Annotated in this window: 13 protein-coding genes and 1 pseudogene; 7 read left to right on the top strand and 7 right to left on the bottom strand. The window is 69.8% G+C overall.

The features are described from left to right. Nucleotides 1-783, bottom strand: coding sequence for an SDR family NAD(P)-dependent oxidoreductase (locus AB0B90_RS06560; RefSeq protein WP_350944859.1), 783 nt, complete (start codon nt 781-783; stop codon nt 1-3). A 276-nt stretch (nt 784-1,059) separates the two neighbouring features. Next, complete coding sequence (locus tag AB0B90_RS06555; protein ID WP_350944858.1) at nt 1,060-1,836, bottom strand: AMP-binding protein; 777 nt, start codon at nt 1,834-1,836, stop codon at nt 1,060-1,062. A 743-nt stretch (nt 1,837-2,579) separates the two neighbouring features. Between AB0B90_RS06555 and AB0B90_RS06550 the strand changes: the two are divergent. Further along, nucleotides 2,580-3,445 (top strand): annotated as a pseudogene (locus tag AB0B90_RS06550) (IS5 family transposase). 18 nt (nt 3,446-3,463) lie between these two features. On the opposite strand, the gene AB0B90_RS06545 reads toward AB0B90_RS06550, so the two are convergent. Beyond that, nucleotides 3,464-4,285: an APH(3'') family aminoglycoside O-phosphotransferase gene (locus AB0B90_RS06545; RefSeq protein ID WP_362904978.1), complete on the bottom strand. Its 822-nt coding sequence runs from the start codon at nt 4,283-4,285 to the stop codon at nt 3,464-3,466. Between the two features lie 376 nt (nt 4,286-4,661). Here AB0B90_RS06545 and AB0B90_RS06540 point away from each other — a divergent pair, with 376 nt between their 5' ends. Further along, on the top strand, nt 4,662-4,856 hold the full coding sequence (locus tag AB0B90_RS06540) for a hypothetical protein (RefSeq protein WP_362921165.1): 195 nt from the start codon (nt 4,662-4,664) through the stop codon (nt 4,854-4,856). A gap of 175 nt (nt 4,857-5,031) precedes the next feature. Beyond that, nucleotides 5,032-5,904: a hypothetical protein gene (locus tag AB0B90_RS06535; RefSeq protein ID WP_362921163.1), complete on the top strand. Its 873-nt coding sequence runs from the start codon at nt 5,032-5,034 to the stop codon at nt 5,902-5,904. A 121-nt stretch (nt 5,905-6,025) separates the two neighbouring features. Here the strand turns inward: AB0B90_RS06535 and AB0B90_RS06530 are convergent, their stop codons facing one another. Then, the gene (locus AB0B90_RS06530) at nt 6,026-8,533 is read right to left on the bottom strand and encodes a tetratricopeptide repeat protein (RefSeq protein WP_350949287.1); all 2,508 of its coding nucleotides are present in this window, start codon (nt 8,531-8,533) and stop codon (nt 6,026-6,028) included. A gap of 216 nt (nt 8,534-8,749) precedes the next feature. Here AB0B90_RS06530 and AB0B90_RS06525 point away from each other — a divergent pair, with 216 nt between their 5' ends. Next, entirely contained in the window at nt 8,750-10,627 is a 1,878-nt protein-coding gene (locus AB0B90_RS06525; protein WP_362921161.1) for an ABC transporter ATP-binding protein, read from the top strand. On the opposite strand, the gene AB0B90_RS06520 is transcribed toward AB0B90_RS06525, so the two are convergent. Both AB0B90_RS06520 and AB0B90_RS06515 read right to left on the bottom strand, forming a co-directional pair. Continuing rightward, nucleotides 10,615-12,075, bottom strand: a complete 1,461-nt coding sequence (locus AB0B90_RS06520; RefSeq protein WP_362921159.1) for a penicillin-binding transpeptidase domain-containing protein — start codon at nt 12,073-12,075, stop codon at nt 10,615-10,617. The two genes, AB0B90_RS06525 and AB0B90_RS06520, sit on opposite strands and share 13 nt — an antisense overlap. A 370-nt stretch (nt 12,076-12,445) precedes the next feature. Beyond that, nucleotides 12,446-12,802 carry a MerR family transcriptional regulator gene (locus AB0B90_RS06515; RefSeq protein WP_362904973.1) on the bottom strand — a complete coding sequence of 119 codons (357 nt, stop codon included), beginning with the start codon at nt 12,800-12,802 and terminating at the stop codon, nt 12,446-12,448. A gap of 274 nt (nt 12,803-13,076) precedes the next feature. Between AB0B90_RS06515 and AB0B90_RS06510 the strand changes: the two genes are divergently transcribed. Continuing rightward, the gene (locus tag AB0B90_RS06510; protein ID WP_362921157.1) at nt 13,077-14,015 is read left to right on the top strand and encodes an aldo/keto reductase; all 939 of its coding nucleotides are present in this window, start codon (nt 13,077-13,079) and stop codon (nt 14,013-14,015) included. A gap of 120 nt (nt 14,016-14,135) precedes the next feature. On the opposite strand, the gene AB0B90_RS06505 is transcribed toward AB0B90_RS06510, so the two are convergent. Further along, nucleotides 14,136-14,792, bottom strand: coding sequence for a TetR/AcrR family transcriptional regulator (locus AB0B90_RS06505; protein ID WP_350949292.1), 657 nt, complete (start codon nt 14,790-14,792; stop codon nt 14,136-14,138). 70 nt (nt 14,793-14,862) lie between these two features. Here AB0B90_RS06505 and AB0B90_RS06500 point away from each other — a divergent pair, with 70 nt between their 5' ends. Both AB0B90_RS06500 and erm read left to right on the top strand, forming a co-directional pair. Continuing rightward, a complete protein-coding gene (locus AB0B90_RS06500; protein ID WP_362921155.1) occupies nt 14,863-16,179 on the top strand; it encodes a GH1 family beta-glucosidase in 1,317 nt (438 codons plus the stop codon). 362 nt (nt 16,180-16,541) lie between these two features. Beyond that, nucleotides 16,542-17,375: an ErmE/ErmH/ErmO/ErmR family 23S rRNA (adenine(2058)-N(6))-methyltransferase gene (gene erm, locus AB0B90_RS06495; protein ID WP_362921153.1), complete on the top strand. Its 834-nt coding sequence runs from the start codon at nt 16,542-16,544 to the stop codon at nt 17,373-17,375. Nucleotides 17,376-17,489: the final 114 nt, after the last annotated feature.

Raw genomic sequence — 17,489 nt, 5'->3', positions numbered from 1 at the left:
TCACGCCGCGTGCGACGGGAAAGAGACACCGGTCAGCTTGGCGCACGCGTCGAGGAGAGCGTCCTGCAACTCGGGCGACCGCGCGGCCGGATGGACGAAACACGGTTTCCTGTGGTGGAAGTAGCCGCCGGTCACGGTGGCCTCGGGGTCCTGGCTCACGGCCAGCCACGCCTGCGTCACCGGCCCCTGGGAGAGGTCGTCCGGCGCGCCCGGACCTCCCATCTTCGTCGGGACCCAGCCGGGTTCGAGGGCGTTGGACAGCACGTCGGGCCATCGGCGGGCGACCGCGAACGCGAGGACGACGTCCAGCAGCTTGCTGTCGGCGTACGCCCGGGAGCCGTCCCAGGGCCGGGCGGTCCACTGGAGGTCGTCCAGACCGGTGTCCCCGCCGCGATGCATGCCCGAGCTCAGGTAGACCAGCCGATCGGGCGGGGTGATGAGTGCCGTGAGCAGGTAAGGGGCGAGCACGTTCACCGCGAACACGTGGGCGAGCCCGTCGGCGGTCTCGATCCTGCTCGGCTCGCGGTATCCGACGGCGGCGTTGTGGATGATCGCGTCGTAGCGGGCCATCCTGCCTGCCTGGACGGCGACCGACCGCATTCCCTCGATGGTGGTCAGGTCGCCGATGATGACGGCTTCGGCCTCCGGCAGCGCGTCGCGCGCGTCACCGGCGCGGGTGTCGTTACGCGCGTGCAGGGTGACGTCATGGCCGTCGTGGGCCAGCAGCCGGGCGGCCATGAGACCGAGGCCGTCGGTGGAGCCGGTGATCAGAATGCGCGCCATGACAACGATCCCCTTTTTCGAACGGGCTGATCGTTGACTACCCAGCGGAACGGGAACGCACGCCGCCGGGCGGAGGTCTGGCCAGGTCAAAGCCCTGCCAGGCCATCTCGGGGAGCCTGCCGGTGTCGGCCGGACCCGATCGGCCGACACCGGCAGGCCGTCTCAGCGAGGACGTCGGACGCCGCCGGCCCCTGGAGCCTGATGACACACCGCCGACGTCCGGGCCAAGGGCGGACCTCGATCGGCCGACGCCGGCAAGCCGCCTCGGGGAGGCCGTCAGACGCGCTGGACGGCTCCGTCGGACAGTGCCACGACGGTGACCCCGAAGTCGTGGATCGTCGCCGACAGTTCGTCGGACGAGAGGCCGGGGGCCACGACGACCAGGGAACCGCGCATCAGCGCCAGCCCGATCAGCGTCGTCATGGCCAGGCTGCACCCAAGGGGCCAGGTCACCAACAGGACGTCGGACTTGCCCAGCTCGGCACCCTCGTCGAGCGTGTTCATCCGCGAGATCAGGTCGTGGTGGGTGAGCACCCCCCCGTCGTCGATCAGGAGGGCGGGCTGCACCGCCGGATCGAGGAAGGGCAGCGGGACGGGCTCCAGGAGCAGCAGGTCGGCGAAGTCGACGGTGTCACGGGCCTGACCGAACGCGATCACCTGCCGGACCCGCGAGTCCTCCACGGCCCGCAACGACACGTCCGCCAGGCGCGGGGTGGTGATGAGCAGCCGCGCGTCCCACTCGGCCAGCAGGTCGGCCATCTCCTCGCATCCGGAGGTGATCGGCGCCGCCACCCCTCCCGCCGCGATGACCGTGTGCACCGCCAGTGTCTGGGCCACCGCGCTGTCCACGTGGATCCCGGCTACCTGGCGCCGTCTGGCTCCCCGCCTCACCAGGCCCGACGCCCCCCGCGTCACCTCCGCGGCCAGCCGGCGATAGCCGTACACCACCCCGGCACCGAGGTCGATCAGCGCGGGTCGATCACCTCGACCGTGTGCGTAGCCGAACACCGCCTCGGTGAGGGTGCAGCTGGTTGACGAGGAGGTGGGTCTCATGCCGCATGACGGTAGGGCCGTTCCATCCGCGCGGGCATCCGTAGATGTATGTAGATGACTGTGTATTCGGCCTCCTGCCCCCGGCGCACACCGGGCCGACGGGTCCCGCACCCCCGGTGTGCACCCGGTCGGCGGGTCCCGCACCCTCGACGAAACCGCTCCCCGTGCTCCGAATCCCCGTTGAAAACGTGCCTCCGCATCGAATCCCCTGCATCCCCGGCGGGCGTCGGGGCCATGGGCTCCGCCCTTCGACGAAACCAACGAAATCGACGAAACCCCTGAAACCGCTGAAACCGCTCCTCGCGCTCGAAACCCCCGATGCGACCTGTCCGCCGACTCCCCGGCCTCCGCGAACCTCCGTGGCCTCCCCGAAAACGGAGACGCGATGGGCGGGCCCGAGCCCTGCGCGACTCGAGCCCGCTGTCGCATGGCCCATGACCCAGGTCTCCACCCCTCCGAGGAGACCCGGGCCATCAACGGGGACACGCGACGTCCGCGGCGTGCTCGACCGAGACGCCCGGGATGGTGTGGACCTGCCGTCCCGGACCGGAACTGTGACCGGCACGGTGCGGAAGGCTGGACGTCATCGGTCGAACACCAGGAAAACGTACGGCGCGCGGTGAGCACGACACATGCACCGGACTGCGTATCCGGAGATGTATCTTCACGCCCACGAATGTGTAGCCCGAGGTATGTAGAACCTCACACCCGCCGCACAGGACGCGCGACCTAGGCAGTTTCGTTTGGATCAGCCGGTCGTTGGCCCGGGCGTGCCGTTGACTGACGCGCAGTGGGCGCGGATTGAGCCGTTGCTTCCGGACCGGCCGCCGAAGCGAGGCGGCCGGTGGAGGGAGCACCGGCAGGTGATCGGTGCGATCGCCTTCAAGTTCCAGACCGGGACCCAGTGGGTCCACCTGCCCGACAGGTATGGCAACTGGCGAGGTGTCTACAACCGGCTGAGGATGTGGGCCGTCGATGGCACGTGGGAGCGGGTGTTCATCACTTTGGTGGCCCAAGCCGACGCGGACGAGGACCTGACCTGGGCCTTGTCGGTGGACTCCACGATCGTGCGGGCTCATCAGCACGCGGCTGGGGCCCGCAAAAAAGGGGCCCCAGCCCACGAGCCGGGCGACCATGCCATCGGCCGGTCCCGAGGTGGACTGACCACGAAGATCCACCTCACCGCCGACGATCGCTGCCGGCCGCTAGCCTTCCACCTCACCGCCGGCCAAGCCGGTGACGCGCCCGCCTTCACCGAGGTGATGGCACGCCTGCGCGTTCCCCGCCGACGCGGCCGGCCTCGGACCAGGCCGGAGGTTGGGCCGATAAGGCGTACTCCTCCCGCGCGATCCGTGAGCACCTGCGCAGACGCGGCATCCGGGCGGTGATCCCAGTTCCGGCCGACCAGCGAGGCCACCGACTGCGTCGGGGAGGCCGGGGTGGCAGGCCGCTGTCCTTCGACCGTGAGGCGTACAAGCAGCGCAACACCGTCGAGCGGTGCATCAACCGCCTCAAGCAGTGGCGCGGCATCGCCACCCGCTACGAGAAGACCGCGACCATCTACCTGGCCGGACTCCATATCGCCGGCATCCTCCTCTGGTCCGCCTGATGATCCCTAAAAAATTGATTAGCCCCAGGTGAGCGGGTCGAGATGGAGGTAAAAGCGCAGGCGCTCGTGGTCTAGGGCGATGCCGTACCTCTCGGCGAACGCCATGTCCGCGGCCCGCCCCCGCTCCTCGTCTTTCCATGTCTCTCGTGCGTTGGCGAGCAGCAGCGCCAAGTCCGCGTAGCGGTCGGCCTGTCCAAGGCGGCCCAGGTCGATGAAGCCTGACACGTCCAGGGTCCGCGGATCGAGGATGATGTTAGGCAGGCACAGGTCCCCGTGGCAGACGACCGTGTCGGCGGCCTCCTGCTCCCGTCGCCGTGGCACCTGCCGGGTGAGGCGGTCCAGTAGCTCCCCAGGGGGCGTGTGCTGCTGCTCGACGGGGAGAAACTCCGGGTTGACGGCGTCACGGGCCACGACGCCGCGCGCCACGGCGACCATAGCGTCCAGGTCCCGACGAAATGGGCACTGCGGAACCGGCACCTCGTGCAGTCGGCGGACCGCGTCCGCGATGCGTTCCCAGGCGACCCGTAGCTTCTCAGCGGGCACCTGATCAGCAGATATGCCGGAAACGGCACTGGTCATCAGGCAGGCGCCCACGTCACCGGAGTGCCAGTCGAGCACCCGGGGACCAGGTACACCCTGATCGTTCAGCCATGCGACCCGGTCACGCTCGGCCTTCAGGTCGGCTGCATCCGCAGCAGGCACGCACTTGGCATATCGGGTGGCGTCCGCGTTGCGAAAGACAGCGGCTCCCGACTCGCCCGCGGTGACAGGCAACCAGTCGCCACTACCCACGCTGAGCAGCACCGGCGATATGGCCTGAGGTCCGGAATGATCACTCATGGCGACCACTTTAGCTAGCTCGGCATATCGGCCCGGGACCGCAGAACTTCTGCCTTTACCACGTACCCGGCGTGCAGCAAAGCGAGATCCGAACGAAACGACCTAGTGCTGTGACCACATGCGTTCACCGGGTTGGGTGATCACGCGGCGAGTGGGAAAGGGCGTCCGCCGAAGCGGATGCCCTTTTCGCTGCGGATCCGGGCGCGTTCGCGGCGCTGGGCGGCCAGGGGGGCGCTCCCCTTCTTACAGGGCCTTTGACGCCGGGCTTCGACCCCGCCCGTTTCCAGACGAAACCGCCAGCCTGCTACCGGGCCTCCTGGCAGCTACCCGGACCGGCCTTTCAGCGGCGAGCGACGACGAGCTTACGAAGACCAAGATGAGCCGCTACGTCACGGCTTCACCTCCTGTTCTGCTGGGCGCACGAAATGGACTCAATGAGATGTATGCGATCACCGAGATTCTCGAATACCACGTCGATGTCGCGATGTCTGAACACCTGCCGACCCCGGCCCACATGGTCGCGCTCGATCTGGAACACCCCATCCGGTCTTCGCCTCGTTCGCGACGCTGACGGCATCCCGGTGAGGAAGGAAACGGTTCAGCGTGAAACGACTTCTGAAATTTAGACTTGATGTATGTCATCAGATCAGGGTCAGCGGACGCTTGACCGGCTCATGGTTTTCCTCGGGGCGATCGGAACGCTGACCGCCATCATCGCGGCTACAAGCACCGATAGAACGAGTTCCATGATCGCACTTCTGCTGATCGCGGCTGCCGCGATCTCAATGCGATTGGTCTACATCTGGCGAGCCAGAACAACAGACGGTGGCATCCGATATCCACATTTACGCGGAGGCCTCGCCCTCGCCGTCACTTTCTTGCTCCTGATGTGCCTGGACGGCTTGACGACGCCACCAAGCCGAGATTACTTCCTCCACACGATCCTCGGCTACCCCGACATCCGCCGGGATGTCCTGATCACCAACGTAAGCATCGCCCGGTCCGACACCGCCTACCGGGTAGAGGCCACTCTTTTCAACCGCGCCAACAAGAAGCTGATGGCCAACCGAATGGAACTCGTTCTACAGGCGAAGAAAGACAATCCCAGTCCTCGTCCTTCGTTCGGGAGCCTCAACGGCTGCAACAACGGCAGCCTCTGTTCCGCCGGTGGAGATCCTGCCTATGCGTTGATCGAAGAAATGAAAGTCGGCCTGGGCGGCGTCGGGACCGCCGCCATCCGGGGAGCAGTGGCCGTGGTAGACGAGGCCGGCAAGCCAGACGATTTTGTCAGAGAAGTCGAAGGAACAGCCGTCTGCAACAAGGGGCCGATTCTGACTTTGAAGCTGCCGGCCGATGTCCCGCTGGAGCCGGGAAGCTTCTCGCGCACAACGATTCGGATTCCCAAAAAATTCGCCATCGACTCTGGGCCCGAAGTCCTAGGAGCGGAGGACTTCATGGGCGTCGCACTGACGGTGCTCGACGAACCTGCGGCCACCCGCTCATACGCCGGACTGGCCGAATATACGGTCACAGTTTTCGTGGGCCCGGATTCGATCCCCATTCGCCGGACCACGGCCTTCCGGGTCGAGGGAGCGACGACGAACCCTTGGGGATGGTGACATTCGTCCGGGATCTCGGCTGGCGCGTCACCACGTTGAACCGGATCTGATGACTCACATCCAACCCGCCCGAGCCTGACCACCGCGAGCAGCGACCCGGTGAACCTTTCCGGTCACAGCACTAAGGGCGGTTCTGCTCGATGACCCAGGTCGCCACCTGGGTGCGGGAGGAGAAGCCGAGCTTGCCCAGGATGTTGGCGACGTGCCTGGCGGCGGTGGCGGGGCTGATCACCAGCTCGTCGGCGATGGCCTTGTTGCTCATCCCCCTCGCGATCAGCTCGGCGATCTCCCATTCGCGGCAGGTGAGCGTGGTCAGCGGGGCCGCGACCGGATGCTTGCCGAGCAGCAGGGGCGCCTCGGACGGCTCGTCGAACTGCAGCGCGTAGCGGACCGCCTGTTCCTGGGACATCTCCTGGCCGTGCGCCCACAGCTGGGCGACGAGCGCGTCACCGAGGCGCGCGCGGGCGGGCTGGAGCAGTTCCTCCATCCGCGCCCCGAACCCGGGTGGCAGTACGGCGCCGCTCATCGCGCTCCTGATCGCGGCGGAGGCCCCGGCCAGGCGCACCGCCCGGCGGTCGTCCTCCTCGGCGAGCGCGAGTTGTGCGAGCGTCTCGATGCGGCGGGCCACGCCGAGCCGCTGTCCGGTCCCGATGCAGAGCCTCAGGCTCTCGATCAGCCTGACCCGCGCGGTGGGGAGGTCTCCCTGGGCCAGCGCGATCCGGCCGAGCCCCGACAGGCAGGTGATCGCCTGCCAGTGGGCGGTGATGTCCTGGAGCATGTCGAGGGCGCGCTCGTAGCGGACGCGTGCCTCCACGAGGTCGCCGCGGAGCCAGGCGACCTGGGCGAGGCCGATGAGGGCGACCGGCGCGGCCCAGTGGTTGTCGAGTTCGTGGGCGATGGCGAGCGCGGCCTCGAAGGATCGCTGTGACTCCTTCGCCCTGCCCTCGGACAGCGCGAACGTGCCCTCCATGGAACGGATGACCGTCTCGTGCCAGGGGTCGTCGACCGTGCGTACGGCTTCCAGCGCCTCGTCGAGCAGGGACCTGACCCTCTCGGGGCGCCGCTGGTAGATGGCCACCCAGGCGAGGATGGCGAGCGCGCCGCTGAGCGGCCCGTACAGGCCCGCCTCGCGGCACAGGCCGACCGCGGCGGTGCAGGCGATCTGCGCGGTGTCGGGGTCGCCCTGCCCGAAGGCCACCTGCCCGCGCAGCGCGAGGGCGTCGCCGCGCACGCACGGCGTCAGCTCCTCGGGTGCGGCGTCGAGCAGGCGGTCGAGCCACTTGTCGGCCGGGGTGAACCTCCCTCCGGCGATGATCGGCCAGCGCAGCAGGACGAGGAGGCGCAGCGCGCTCTCCGGGTCGCCCGCGGACTCGACCGACCAGCGCACCGCCGCCCACACATTGGCCTGGAGTTCGTCCAGCATGACGAGCATCGGGCAGATCTCCGGCCAGGTCGGGCGGGGGCGCCGGACGATCGTCCGGTGGATCCTGGCGGCGACCTCGATCATGTGGTCGCGGTGCAGCCGCCGGAACTCGGGCTCCTCGCCCGAGGCGTCGAGCTGTTCGACGGCGTACTCGCGGATCGTCTCCAGCATGCGGTAACGCGTCTCGCCGGCCACCTGGGCGTCGGCCAGGACCAGCGACTTGTCGACCAGGTCGCAGAGCACCCCCAGGACGTCCTCGGCCCACAGCGCGTTGCCCGCGCAGACCTGCTCGGCCATGTCGAGCGTCCACCCGCCGGTGAAGACCGCCAGCCGGCGCAGCAGGATCCGCTCGGGCTCGTTGAGCTGCTGGTAGCTCCAGTCGACGGTGGCCCTGAGCGTCTGCTGCCTGGCCGGGGCCGTCCGGTCGCCCGCGGACAGCAGCCGGAACCTGTCCCTGATCCTGGCGTTGATCTGTTCCACGGTCAGCACCCTGCACAGGGCCGCGGCGAGCTCGATCGCGAGCGGCATCCCGTCGAGCGCCTCGCAGAGCCCGACGATGTCGGCCGCGTTCTGCTCGGTGACGGAGAAGGCCCGCGAGGCGGCGGTGGCGCGGTCGGCGAAGAGGCGCACCGCCTCGCTGGTGTTGAGGAGGAGGTGCACCGCCTCGCCGGTGCCGAGGTCGTGGTCGCCCCCCCTGGGCAGGGTGAGCGGCGGCACCCGCCACACGGTCTCCCCCGCCACCCTGAGCGGCTCGCGGCTGGTCGTGATCACGCGCACGTCGGGACAGACGGTGAGCACGGCGCGGCAGAACCTCGCTGCCTCCTCGATGAGCGACTCGCAGTTGTCCATGACGAGCAGCAGCCGCCGGTCGCCGAGCGCGTCGATCAGGGTGTCGGCCAGCGCACGGGACGGCTCGGCCTTCACCCCGAGCACGGCGGCCACCCGGGGTTCGATCTGGTCGCCGCGCACCGCGTCGGCCAGCTCGACCAGCCAGACGCCGCCGGGGAAATCCTCCGCCACCTGACGCGCGACCCGGACCGCGAGCCTGCTCTTGCCGATGCCGCCCGCACCGCAGAGCGTCACCACCCGGGCGACACCCAGCAGGTCGATGAGCTCTTCCACGTCGGCTTCACGCCCCACGAAACCGTTGGGTTCGAGGGGGAGGTTGCCTCCGGTGAGGGAGGCGTGTGCGGTGTCCTGGGTCATCGGCTCTTAACGAGGTCGCGGATAGAACCGTCACAGAAAGTGTGACATCAATTACCGAACCATGCCCAACTCTTAGCACCTTTTCTCGCCTGCGACTCCTCCTTCCTCGAAGGGAAGGGCTTCTCGTCAAGCCGCCCGCGTGGATCGTCCCGCCCGGCCTTGGCCGCCCCCGGCCATCCGATGGCCATCACCGACGCGTCGACTCACACTGCTCCCATGACAGACTCCCCTGCCGACCAAGCTCCCGAGATCGGCGAGATCAGCGTCTCCGGCTGGTACGCCCACACCGACAAGATGGCGAAGGTCGGCTTCCTCACCATCGCTCGCAGGCTTCCCGCGCTGGTGTCGCAGGCCGTCAGGCTGGCGTGGCTGGCCGACCCCCGTGACACCGTCGTCGCGATCACCCTGAGCCTGCTGGGCGGGATCTTCACCGCGTTCGGGCTGTTCGCCACGACGGGGGTGCTGTCGGCGCTGTTCGAGGCGGGACCGACCCCCGAGCGGGTGCGGGCCGCCCTGCCCAGCCTGATCCTGGTGGGGGTGGCCGCGACCCTGCGTACCCTCACGCAGGCGGGCGCGGGCTGGGCACAGTCGCGACTGGAACCCCAGGTCGGCCGGATCGCCGAGGAACGTCTGTACGGGCTGACCAGCCGGGTCGGCCTCGCGTCCTTCGACGACCCCGAATTCCACGACGCGCTCCAGCGGGCCAGGGGGCGTGGGGTCGACGTCGCGGACGAGGTGGTGAGCACCGCGATCAACACGCTGACCGCGCTCATCGGCATCGTCGCCGCGGCGAGCGTGCTGGGGGTGCTGCACCCGGTCCTGCTGCCGCTGCTGGTGCTCGCTGTGCTCCCCGACGCGTGGGCGGCGGTCCGCGCGGCGCGCATGCGCTACACGACGATGTACGCCCTGATCCCGGCCAGGCGCCGTAAATGGATCATCGCGGAGCTGCTGGCCGATCGTGAGCCGGCCGCGGAGGTGCGCTCGTTCACCATGCGCGGCTTCCTGATGCGGATGTACGACGCGGTGGCGACGGCCGAGCAGAACGTGATGCTCGGACTGGCACGGCGCCAGGCCCTCGCGCGGGTGGTGGGCGAGGCGCTGGGCGGCGTCGGCACGGCCGTGGTCTACGTCGCCCTGGGCGTGCTGCTCGCGATGGGCGCGGTCCCCCTCGCGGTCGCGGGCACCGCGGTGCTCGCGATCCGTTCCGGCCAGACCTACCTCGCCAACCTGATGCACGCCACGAACCGCCTCTACGAGGAGGGCCTGTACTTCACCGACTTCCTCGACTTCTGCGTCGAGACCGAGAGCGGGCTGCCCGCCGGACGCCCGGCGCGGGCGCCGGAGGATTTCGAGCGGATCACCGCCGAGGACGTCGTCTTCACCTACCCGGGAGCCACGGAGCCCGCGCTCCGAGGGCTCACGGTCACCATCGGCAGGGGGGAGGTGATCGCCCTCGTCGGGGAGAACGGTTCCGGCAAGACCACCCTGGCCAAGATCCTGTCGGGGCTGTACGAACCGGACAGCGGCCGGGTCAGCTGGGACGGCACGAACCTGGCGGACGTCGATCCCGACGAGCTGCGCACTCGCATCGCGGTCATCGCCCAGGACCACACGCGCTGGCCGCTGACCGCCCGTTACAACATCAGCATGGGCACCGACAAGGGAGAGCCGGCGCTCGTCGCGGCGGCCGAGGTCGCGGGCGCCGACCGGGTGGTGGCCGAGCTGCCGCACGGCTACGGCACCCTGCTCGACCGGCGCTTCAAGGACGGCCAGGAGCTGTCGGGCGGCCAGTGGCAGCGGATCGCCATAGCCCGGGGGTTCCACCGGGACGCCCCGTTGCTGATCTGCGACGAGCCCACCGCCGCCCTGGACGCCCGCGCCGAGCACGCCCTGTTCGAACGCATCCGGCGGCACGCCGACGGGCGCACCGTGCTGCTCATCACCCACCGGCTGGCGAGCGTCCGCTACGCCGACCGGATCTACGTCCTCGACCACGGCGAGGTCGTCGAGCACGGCACCCATGAGGAGCTCATGGATCTGGACGGCCTCTACGCCGACCTCTACGGCCTCCAGGCGAGGGCCTACTCGGCCTGACCGCCGAGGAACGCCTCGATCACGCCCTTCGCGATCGAGGCCGCCCGCCGGTCGGGGCCGCCGCCCTCGACCAGCACTCCGACGGCGATCCGCGGGGAGACCGTGGGGGCGAAGCCGCTGAAGACGGCGTGGTCCTCCCCTGCGGGGACGTTCTCCTCCGTACCGGTCCTCCCCGCACCCTTCGTCCTCCGGAAGGCCGCGGCGGCACCGGTTCTCTCCTTGCCGGTGGTGGCGATCATCATCTCGGTGAGCCGTTCCGCCTCCTCGGCGCCGACCGCGCGGCGGTACGGCGAGGGCTCGGTCACGTCGATCACCGTGCCGTCGGCGAGGCGGACCTCGTCCACGAGATGGGGACGCATCAGCGAGCCGTCGTTGGCCACCGCCGCCGCGATCATCGCGATCATGAGCGGGGTCGCCCGGACGTCGGACCGTCCCAGGGCCGACATCGCGGTCCGCGCGTCGTCCAGTTCGGCGGGATAGACGCTTCTGGTCACCGGCATGGGCACCTCCAGGTCGTCGGTGTCGAACCCGAAGGCCTCCGCGCGCTCGCGCAGCGCGTCCTGGCCGAGGTCGATCCCGATCTTCGCGAAGGGGGTGTCGCAGGAGAGCCTGAACGCCTGGAGCAGCGGAAGGTCGACGTCGCCGCAGGCGGCGCGGCCGTCGCGCAGGTGGGTGCCGGCGCCGGGGAGGTGGAAGGAGGGCGGGGTGCCGACGTGGGTGCCGAGGTCGTAGCGTCCCGAGCCGAGCGCCGCCGCACTGGTGATGACCTTGAAGGCCGATCCCAGCGGGTAGGTCCGCTGGATCGCCCGGTTCAGCAGCGGGTCCGCGGGGTCGCCCCGCAGCCGCTTGTCCGTCATGTCGAGGATGGCCGCGTCGAAGCTCGCGTAGAGGTTCGGGTCGTAGGAGGGCAGCGAGACCATGGCGAGGATCGCGCCGGTGCGAGGATCGATCGCGACGACGGCGCCGGGCCTTCCCGTGGCGCGCAGCCCGTCGTACGCGGCCCGCTGGGCAGCGCCGTCGACGGTGAGCCTGAGTGTGGCGCCGTCGCGGGTGCCCTCGACCAGCCCGTGCACCTTCACCCTGGGGTCCTTGCCCGACAGCAGTGCCTCCTCGGCCTGCTCGACGCCGCCGGTGCCGCGGAGCGAGAAGTGCCCGGTGATCGTGGCGTAGAGCGGACCCCCGGGATAGACCCTTCGGTACCGGTAGGCGGCCTTCCCCGCCTTGCGGCTGGTGGCGACGACCGTGCCGTCGCGGAGCAGGATCCCGCCCCGGGGGTTCTCCATGCGCGCGATCATCGTCCGCCGGTTGCGCGGGTCCTCGTTGAGCCGTTCGGAGTCCAGCGCCTGGAGGTAGGTCACATTGGCGAGAAGGGCGAACATCATCCCCCCGCACATCAGAGCGACGTGACGCAGCGGAATGTTGATCCGGCGTGCCCGCGGTGCGATCATTACCCCTCCCCGGACACCCGACCTCGATACCGGTTTAACAGCCGGACCGAAAAGGGCACCTCGGCGGGGGGCAAAGCCGTCGTACGACTTCTGAACGGCCATATATCTCAGGGGTCACGCCGATACGAACCGCGCGGCAGCCCCCTTCCCCACCGACCTGGACACGCGGCCGCCGACGGGGCGGATCGACGCGGGCCGCGCGGTTCTCGGGGAGGGCGGATCGACGCGGACCGCACGATCCCCCGCCCACCACCAACGCGGGCCGCACGATCCCCCGTCCACCACCGGCACGGGCCGCACGGCCTATCGCCCACCGTCGGCGTGGGCCGCGCGGCCCCCGACCTCCCGCCAGGGCCGGGCCCCGCGGTTTCTAGTCGGCCACCGAGCGGTAGTACGCGATCTTGTTCCGGATCGCCCGCTGCCGCTCGCGCAGGTTCTCGACCTGCTCCTGCACCCGCCGGTCGTGGGCTTCGAGCAGCGCGATCCGGTCGTGGACCGTGTGGTCGCCCTCCCTGATCATCTCCGCGAAGCGGATCATCTCCGCGACCGGCATGCCTGTGTCGCGCAGGCAGCGGACCATGCCGAGCCAGCCGACGTCCTTCTCGGTGAACCTGCGCTGCCCGGCCGCGTTGCGGTCGATCGACTCAAGCAACCCGATCCGCTCGTAGTAGCGGAGCGTGTCGAGGCTGAAGCCGGTCTCCTCCACCACCTGTCTCGGTGTGTACACACTCACACTCGTGGCCCCCATCGAATAACCGCCTAACCGAAAAGTCGCCCCTGCCGACCTGTCGCCACCGACGAATCGGCACAACCAAAAACGGCCCCGATCCGGTGTGCCCACACCGGCTCAGAGCCCTGTCATATCCACCTGCAGAGAGTCCAGGGGATAAACCACGCATAACCCTACCTATGCCCTCCCGGCCCTCACAAACAGTTTTTCTCCATCATTTCCCGGCCGTCCACTTGCCCTGGAGTTCACTCCAGCATTCAAGGTGGTGCCCATGACTCACATCCCCCTCGCTCTGGGCACCATCCCCTTCGGTACGACGGTCGACGACAAGACCGTCTTCGCGATCCTCGACCGGTTCATCGACGCCGGAGGCGCCCTGCTGGACACCGCGAACAACTACCCGTTCTGGAACGAGGGCGCCACCGGCGACGAGAGCGAACTCGCCATCGGCCGCTGGCTGGCCGCCCGGGGCAACCGCGACCGGATCCTGCTGAGCACCAAGTGCGGCGGGCGGCCGACCGTCCCCGGTGACCGGACCCTGGACTCCGCCGAGGGCCTGTCCGCCCCGGTGATCGCCGCCGCCGCCGAGGGCAGCCTGCGCCGGCTGGGCACCGACCACGTCGACGTGTACTGGGCACACCTCGAAGACCGTTCCGTTCCCCTGGAGGAGACCCTGGGCGCCTTCGCCGAGCTCGCCCAGGCGGGCAAGGTCCGCGAGATCGGCGCGAGCAACGTACCGGCCTGGCGCCTGGAGCGCGCCCGCGCCGTCTCGCGGGCGAACGGCTGGCCGCCCTACACGAACGTGCAGCTCCGCCACACCTACCTGCGTCCCCGGCCCGGGGTGCCGCTGCGGGAGGGGGGCCACGTCCTGGCCCAGGACGACATGCTCGACTATCTGCGCTCGGAGTCCGACCTCACCCTGTGGGCGTACAACACGCTCATGTTCGGCGCCTACACCCGCGAGGACCGCCCGATCCAGGACATCTATGATCACCCGGGCACCACGCGCGGGCTCGCCGTGCTGCGGGAGATCGCGGGTGAGCTGAACGCGACCGTCAACCAGGTGGTGCTGGCCTGGCTGATCGGCGGTGACGTGCGGACGATCCCGATCGTCGGCGTGACCTCCATCGCCCAGCTGGAGGAGGCCCTGGGCGCCCTGGACCTCAAGCTCGACGACGAGCACCGCGCCCGTCTGGAAGCCGCCCGCTGACGGCACCCACCGCGGCCTCGTCGGATTCCCCGGCGACGCTCACCGACGACGGCCGGTTTCGCCGGCCGGCCCCGCTGACGGGCCGGCGGAACCGGCCGTCGTCCGCAGGGGAAGGGCAGGTCAGTCCTGGGGCAGGTGCGCCGACAGGTAGCGGCGGACCAGGTGCTTGCACTCGACGATCAGGTCGGGATCCCCGTCGGGCAGGGAGCGGAAGGCGAGCTTGAGCACCGCGTCGGCGGCCTCCACCGCGACGAAGAGCACCCGGTCCAGCTCGGGTCCGATCGGGGCACCGACCACCTCGACGATGATCGTACGGAGCCGGTCGGCCACGATGGCGTTGTTCTCCAGCGCGGCGTCGAGCATGCGATTGGTCCCCTTGACGGCGGGACCGCCGGGGGTGGCGAGCACCTCCCCGAAGTCGACGACCCCGAAGCCCGGCGTGGACCGCTTCATCGCGACGAACTCGTCGATCGCGAGGTCGACCATCTCCGTCCACTCCGACAGCCGCACCTCGGAGAGCCTGGCCGTGACCCGGCCGAGGAACGCCTCCAGGTTGCGCAGCGCCAGCGCGCGCACGAGTCCTTGTTTGTCGGGGAAGAACTGGTAGAAGGTGCCGATGGGCACCTCCGCGCGGCGCGCGACCTCCTTGGTGGTCAGTGCCTCGTAGCCGACCTCGTCCAGCAGTCGCGCGCACTCGTCCAGCATGCGCTCCACCCGTTCCAGGCTGCGGCGCTGGGCGGGCCGACGGCGAAGCGTTCCCCCGGAGACGTTCGTCATCTCCCCATCATCCCCCACGGACAGACCGAGGGATTAACATGAGCCAGACTCGCGCTATCTGGAGGTCGGGATGTTTCTGTGGGGTACGGCGACCGCGTCCTACCAGATCGAGGGCGGTGTCGCCGAGGACGGACGAGGTGTCTCGATCTGGGACACCTTCTCCCACGAGCCCGGCCGCGTCCGCGACGGCGACACCGGCGACGTGACCTGCGACCACTACCACCGCTGGCCGGAGGACATCGGGCTGATGTCCGATCTCGGGGTGAACTCCTACCGCTTCTCCATCGCCTGGCCGCGCGTCCAGCCGGACGGCAAGGGCGCGATCAACCGGGCGGGCCTCGACTTCTACGACCGGCTCGTCGACGCGCTCCACGAGAAGGACATCGTCCCCGCGGCCACGCTCTTCCACTGGGACCTGCCCCAGCCCCTGGAGGACGAGGGCGGCTGGCTGAACCGCGACACCGCCTACCGTTTCGCCGAGTACGCCGCGGCCGTGGCCGACAGGCTCGCCGACCGGGTCCCCCTGTGGATCACCCTGAACGAGCCCTTCATCCACATGGTCTTCGGCTACGCCCTGGGCACCCACGCCCCCGGCAGGACCCTCGTCCTGGACGCGCTGCCCGCCGTCCACCACCAGTTGCTCGGGCACGGCCTGGCCGTGCGGGAGCTGCGGGCGCGCGGCGCGGAGAAGGTTCTGATCACCAACAACTGCACCCCGGTCTGGCCCGCCTCCCCCGACCCCGCCGACCTCGCCGCCGCCGACGCCTACGACACCCTGCACAACCGCCTGTTCAACGACCCCGTACTCCTCGGCGCCTATCCCGACCTGTCCGCGTACGGGGTGAGCCTCGACTGTGTGCGCGACGGCGACCTGGACCTGATCGGCACGCCCCTCGACGGCATCGGTATCAACTACTACAACCCCACTCGGATCGGCGCGCCCACCGGTGAGGGCCTCCCCTTCGAGGACGTGGGCGTCACCGGCCACCCCACCACCGCCTTCGGCTGGCCCGTCGTCCCCGACGGCCTGCGCGAACTGCTCTGCGGTCTCAAGGCCCGGTACGGTGACGCGCTCCCGCCGGTCTACGTCACCGAGAACGGCTGTTCCCAGCCCGACGAGCCCGGTCCCGGCGGGACCGTGGACGACCAGGGCAGGATCGCCTTCCTCGACGGCCACATCGAGGCCCTCGGGCGGGCGCGGGCCGAGGGGGTGGACGTGCGCGGCTACTACGTCTGGTCCCTGCTGGACAACTTCGAGTGGGCCGAGGGCTTCAGCCAGCGCTTCGGGCTCGTGCACGTCGACTTCCCCACCGGTACGCGCACCCCGAAGGCCTCCTACCACTGGCTGCGCGACCGCATCTCGCGCGGCGTGCCCTCCCCGTCGTGACGCGCGGCGCGGGCGGTCCCCTCACCGCACCCGGCCGCGCCGCCCACACCGACCTCCTCGGCCCTCCTCGGCCCTCCTCGGCGCCCGCGAGGCGCCGGGGCGCCCTTTCACGAGCCGCCCCCGGTGTGCCGCGCCGCAGGAAAACCCGTTGCAACGAAACGAGACGGGTCGTACCGTCTAGGGCCATGTGCCTGTACTTCGCCTGCCAGACGGCCGGCTACGTGATCCGTCCCCGCCACAGCCGGCCTTCGGCCCGCTAGGGGACCGCGTTCACCTGATTTTTCCGTTCTGCACGCGTCCCCTGAGCGCGCCCAGGGCCTCCGAGACCTTCCTTCACCTCGGACCCGAAAGGGCGAAAAGCTGTGGCGCACTCCTTCGCGCACGGAAACCATTCACACACCCAGAGAAAGGTCAAGAACGGCGGTGGCCGCAGTGACCGCGACCGCGCCAGACGCACCCTCTCGCAGAACTTCCTCGTCGATCCGCACGCCGTGCGGCGGATGGCCGAGGCGGCGGGATCGCACCAGCTGGTCCTGGAGCCCGGCGCGGGCGAGGGTGCCCTCACCCTCGCCCTCGCCGGGAGCTGCGCCAGGGTGGTGGCGTACGAGATCGACCCGCTGCACGCGGGCAAACTCGCCGCCCGTACCCGCGACGACGACCGGATCGAGGTGGTCAGGGGCGACTTCCTGACCGCCAGGGTCCCGCGCGAGCCGTTCGCGGTCGCCGGGAACATCCCGTACTCGATCACCTCGAAGATCGTCGACTGGTGCCTGCGCGCACCGGCGCTCACCTCGGCGACCCTGCTCACCCAGCTGGAGTACGCGCGCAAGCGTTCCGGCGACTTCGGCCGCTGGAGCAAGCTGACCGTGCTGACCTGGCCCGGCCACTCCTGGGAGCTGCTCGGCCACGTCGGCCGCGCGAGTTTCCGGCCGGTGCCCGCCGTCGACTCCGCGATCCTGCGGATCGAGTCGCGTCCCGTCCCGCTGCTGCCCGGCGGCCGGGACGCGGCCTGGCGGGAGTTCGTCGAGTACGGCTTCACCGGGCTGGGCGGTTCGCTGCACGCCTCGCTGCGGATGCGGTACGCGTCCCACCGGGTCGACGCCGCGTTCGCGCAGGCGCGGGTCGACCGTGACACCGTGGTGGCGTTCGTCCATCCCGACCGGTGGCTCACGCTCTTCGAGCTGCTGCACCGATGACACCCGGGAACCTCCGGGTCCGGCCCGCCCCGTCGGCCGACCCGGGGGTTCCCGCCCGTACGGGGCGCTCCTTCCGGCGGGTCCTACGGGAGGCCCGCGTTCGAGTGGCGGGCG

Source organism: Streptosporangium sp. NPDC049078 (assembly GCF_040648855.1).
Lineage (GTDB): Bacteria > Actinomycetota > Actinomycetes > Streptosporangiales > Streptosporangiaceae > Streptosporangium.
The sequence above is the reverse complement of the archived record's forward strand: the minus strand, read 5'-3'. Positions and strand labels throughout refer to the sequence as shown.